This window comes from Endozoicomonas sp. SESOKO4 (assembly GCF_024606275.1).
The window spans coordinates 1-1177 of record NZ_JAHHPS010000453.1 but is presented as its reverse complement, the minus strand read 5'-3'; the positions used below and the strand labels follow the sequence as shown (position 1 = coordinate 1177).

At 45.4% G+C, this 1177-nt stretch carries 1 protein-coding gene; it reads right to left on the bottom strand.

Annotation, left to right across the window (positions count from 1 at the left end; all coding sequences use genetic code 11):
• Nucleotides 1-1145, bottom strand: a 1145-nt coding sequence (locus KDK16_RS08875; protein ID WP_257275666.1) for a CRISPR-associated endonuclease Cas3'', incomplete at its 3' end; no start/stop codon positions are given.
• Nucleotides 1146-1177 lie beyond the last annotated feature (32 nt).

Below are 1177 nucleotides of genomic sequence, written 5' to 3'. Positions count from 1 at the left end.
TCAATCGTACCAACACCAACATCAGCTAATAACGCTTTCTTGCGACTATCTGCCAGCCATTGGTTGCAATAGGCACTGGCAGTTTGATCACCTGCCGCATAAGTCTGGTCGCTCTGTTGATCTTCCAGCTGAATTGATTCCTGAAAATCTTCTGACAACTGGCTGGCTCCGTGTGCCAAGACCAGAGAAGGTTTGGGACTCCCTTGAAATAAGGACCGATAACTGTTTTTTAACCTGTCGTACATGCCATTCGCTGTAGCCATGGTCGGCAAACCAACATACAACCCTTCTGCCAACCCCTGACTCAACAAACGATGCACCAATACCATAGCCGCTTCCGTTTTTCCGGCTCCGGTCACATCCTCCAGAATAAATAGCTGCGGGTTTTGTGGAATCTCAACGCTTTGAGCAAACTGCTGCAGAGGGGTAGGTTGTCGAATAAAATCGAACTGGTCTTGAATGGATCTGAAAGGGGTGATGGCTTTGGGCTGGAACTCGCGTTTTGACAAAACTTCTTTCGCCTTAGGAAGTGCTGTTTGTTTCCAGTATTCAGGTAAAGGCTGTATATCGCTATTATAGTGAAAAATGCTCTGGTCAGAACCAAGCCAGTCTGCCAGAACGGCAACACCTGCCAATTGCCATGAAGACTTCTTAAACCCTTCTTTATTGATTGAGCTTAATGGTGTCAAATCAGGCAACCAGTGTTTGGCTATTTCTCTCAAAAAAGATTCCGCAGCGGGAATGTCTTCCTCAGGAACAAGGGCTGTCTTAACTGTCCTCAGGGGCTGTGGGGGTTTACCATGATGACCACAAACAATTTCCAGCCAGGGGTGGACGGAACGCTGCGTTTTTTGGGACGGAATAATGTCAGATATCAGCTTACACAACTCATTCGTCCAGAGCGTAAAACCCAGAGAATCATGCCGAATATCTTTTTTACCTGTAACTTCAGGCACCAGTTCTGAAGAGAGTCCTGTCACTTTATTTTGAAAGCAACGGGCAAATTTACCTACATCATGTAACATCAAACAAAATGTGAACCATTGTTGTAACCAGTCAGGCTCTAATTCCAACTGTCTGGCCAGTGATTGGCATAGTTTTTTTTCTGGATCAAGTAGTAAACTGCCAACCGCAGCTACATCCAAACAGTGATAAACCAGCAAATGATAACTAGCAT